We start from the raw sequence: 3,451 nt of genomic DNA, 5'->3' as shown, positions 1-3,451 counted from the left end.
CGACAAGACGCCGCGACGAGAAAGACGGCACCGGCCGGGGACCACGCCCGATCGATGCCGCGGGCGCCGCGGGGACCGGATCCCGCGCGTACTTGGCCGACACCTGGGTTCCCGCGGCGTCCCGCGTCCCTCGTGTTGCTTCTTGGGCCATGCCCCCGGCGCCAATGGCGGGTGGGGACGATGACGCATGTCCGAGGCGCAACCGGATGGGGCCGAGCCCGGGCCTTGCCGGGTGGGCCTTGCCGGGTGGGCCTTGCAATGGTTGCGTCCCGGCCGCTGCCGCGCGACAACGCGGGCAGCTTTTCGCGATGATCCGGAACACCACAGACGTGACGTCCAACGCCCCGGCGCAGCCCAAAAAGACCTTCGGCCTGTCGACCGCGATCTCCTACCCCAACGGCGCGCCCCATATCGGCCACGCCTACGAGGTGATCGCCGCCGACGCGATCGCGCGCTTCCACCGGCTCGACGGCTACGACGTGCTGTTCTCCACCGGCACCGACGAGCACGGGCTGAAGATCCAGCAGGCCGCGACCCGGGCCGGCACCACGCCGCGCGCCTACGTCGACGGCACGGCCGCCCGGTTCCAGGCCATGGCCGACCGGATGGACTGCGCCTACGACCGCTTCATCCGCACCACCGAGCCCGGCCATTACGAAGCCGCCCAGGACATCTGGCGGCGGATGGAGGCCAACGGCGACATCTACCTGGATACGTATGCCGGCTGGTACTCGGTGCGCGACGAGGCCTATTACGATGTGGCCGAGACCCGCCTCCTGGAGGACGGCACCCGCCGCAGCCTCGCCACCGACACGCCGGTCGTGTGGATGGAGGAGGAGAACTTTTTGTTCCGGCTCTCCGCCTATCAGGACCGGCTGCTGACGCTCTACGAGGAGCAGCCCGGCTTCATCGGGCCGGAAACCCGGAAGAACGAGGTGGCGAGCTTCGTGCGCTCCGGCCTCAAGGACCTCTCGGTCAGCCGCACCACGTTCGACTGGGGCGTGCCGGTGCCGGGCCATCCGAACCACGTCATGTACGTGTGGGTCGATGCGCTCACCAACTATCTCACCGTCACCGGCTTCCCCGACGCGGAGAACCCCCAAAACAAATTCTGGCCGATGGATCTGCACATCATCGGCAAGGACATCGTCCGGTTCCACGCGGTGTACTGGCCGGCCTTCCTAATGTCGGCCGGGCTGCCGCTGCCCAAGCGCGTCTTCGGCCACGGCTTCCTGCTCTCCAAGGGCGAGAAGATGTCGAAGTCGCTCGGCAACGTCCTCGACCCGTTCGAGCTCGCCGACACCTACGGGGTCGATCCGGTGCGCTACTTCGTGCTGCGCGAGGTGCCGTTCGGCGGCGACGGCAGCTACAGCCACGAGGCGATCATCGGCCGGATCAACGCCGACCTCGCCAACGACCTCGGCAACCTCGCCCAGCGCTCGCTCTCGATGGTGGCCAAGAACTGCGACGGCGCGGTGCCGGATCCCGGTCCGCTCGACGCGGCCGACACGGCCCTGCTGGCCCAGGCCGACGCCCTGCCGGAGCGGGCCCGCGCCCTGATGGGCGATCTGGCGCTGCACAGCGTGCTCTCCGAGATCTGGGCCGTGGTGGCCGAGGCCAACCGCTACTTCGCGGCCCAGGAGCCGTGGAAGCTCCGCAAGTCCGACCCGGCCCGGATGAACGCCGTGCTGTACACGACCCTGGAGAGCCTGCGCGTCTTCGGCATCCTGACCCAGCCCTTCGTGCCGGGGGCGGCGGCCAAGCTCCTCGACCTGCTGGCGGTGCCGGCCGACCGGCGCCAGCTCGCCGACGTCGGGGAGGGGGGCCGCCTCGTGCCCGGCACGGCGCTCCCGGCCCCCGCGCCGATCTTCCCGCGCTTCGAGCGCCCCGAAGCTCCGGCCGCCTGACGGCCCGAAGTCCCAACCCAAAGTCCCGATGCTCATCGACAGCCACTGCCATCTCGACTTCCCGGATTTCGCCGCCGACCTGCCGGGCGTGATCGCCCGCGCCAAGGTCGCGGGGGTGACCGGCATGCTCACGATCTCCACCCGGGTCGCCAAGGCCGACACCTACCGGGCGATCGCCGAGGCGTACCCGGACGTCTGGCACACGATCGGTACCCATCCGGACGGCGCCGCCGAGGAGCCGGATGTGCCTGCCGAGACGATCGCGGCGCTGGCAGAGAGCAGCCCGCGCTGCGTCGGGATCGGCGAGGCGGGACTCGACTACCATTATCCCGACGCCGCCCCCGAGGCGGTGCAGGAGCGGGTGCTGCGCGCCCATATCGAGGCCTGCCGCCAGACCGGCCTGCCGCTGGTGATCCACGCCCGTGACGCCGACGACCATATGGAGCGGGTGCTCACCGAGGAGATGGGCCAAAAACCGTTCCGGGCGGTGCTGCACTGCTTCTCGTCCGGCCCCCGGCTGGCGGAGGCCGGGGTTGAGCTGGGGCTCTACGTCTCCTTCTCCGGCATCGTCACCTTCCGGCGTTCGCATGCCCTGCGCGACATCGCCCGGGCCGTGCCCCTCGACTGTCTCCTGGTGGAGACCGACGCGCCGTTCCTCGCCCCCGAGCCCCATCGCGGGCGGACCAACGAGCCGGCCTACACCGCCGACACCGCCCGGTCGCTGGCCGAGACCCTGGGGCTCGCCCCGGAGGAGTTGGCCCGGATCACCACGGCGAATTTTTTCACGCTGTTCGACAAGGCCGCCGGAACGCCTCCGGGCGCCGCGTGACGGGTTAGGAGCGGGAGATCCGGATGGCCAGCCTGACCCTGCGCATCCTCGGCTGCGGCTCGTCGGGCGGGGTCCCGCGGGTCGGCAGCGGCTGGGGCGCCTGCGATCCCGCGGAGCCGCGCAATCGCCGGCGGCGCTGCTCGATCCTGGTCGAGCGCGTGTCGGAGACCGGGCGGACCACGCTGCTCGTCGACACCTCGCCCGATCTGCGCGAACAGCTCATTGACGCCGAGGTGAGGCGCCTGGACGCGGTCCTCTACACCCACGCCCACGCCGACCACACCCACGGCATCGACGACCTGCGCCCGCTGGTGATCGCCATGCGGGGCCGCATTCCGGTCTACGCCGACGCCCTGACCCGGTCGCTGCTCACCACCCGGTTCGGCTACTGCTTCGAGACGCCCCCCGGGAGCGCCTACCCGCCGATCCTCGACCTGCGCGACCTCGCCGCCGACCGCGACCTGACCCTGCAGGGGGAGGGGGGCGTGATCACCGTGGAATCGCTCCCGGTGGAGCACGGCAACGAGGCCGCCCTGGGCTTCCGCTTCGGCCAAGCGGCCTACATGCCCGACGTGAGCCTGATCCCGGAGGGGAGCCTCGCCCGGCTCCACGGGCTCGAGCTGCTGGTCATCGATGCCCTGCGGGACACGCCACACCCGACCCACTTCTCCGTCTCGGACGCCCTGGCGCTGATCGCCCAGGTCAAACCGCGGCG

The 3,451-nt window shown here is 70.9% G+C and carries 3 protein-coding genes; all 3 read left to right on the top strand.

Translation table 11 applies throughout. The annotated features are described in order from the left end of the window. Nucleotides 1-329 precede the first annotated feature (329 nt). Nucleotides 330-1,907: a methionine--tRNA ligase gene (gene metG, locus MKK63_RS25050; protein ID WP_244006496.1), complete on the top strand. Its 1,578-nt coding sequence runs from the start codon at nucleotides 330-332 to the stop codon at nucleotides 1,905-1,907. A gap of 28 nt (nucleotides 1,908-1,935) precedes the next feature. Continuing rightward, nucleotides 1,936-2,736, top strand: coding sequence for a TatD family hydrolase (locus MKK63_RS25045; RefSeq protein ID WP_244006494.1), 801 nt, complete (start codon nucleotides 1,936-1,938; stop codon nucleotides 2,734-2,736). 23 nt (nucleotides 2,737-2,759) lie between these two features. Then, the coding region (locus tag MKK63_RS25040; RefSeq protein ID WP_244006492.1) for an MBL fold metallo-hydrolase at nucleotides 2,760-3,451 on the top strand (692 nt) is incomplete at its 3' end.

The sequence above is a fragment of the Methylobacterium sp. J-088 genome (assembly GCF_022829295.1).
In the GTDB taxonomy this organism is placed as follows: domain Bacteria; phylum Pseudomonadota; class Alphaproteobacteria; order Rhizobiales; family Beijerinckiaceae; genus Methylobacterium.
The sequence above is the reverse complement of the archived record's forward strand: the minus strand, read 5'-3'. Positions and strand labels throughout refer to the sequence as shown.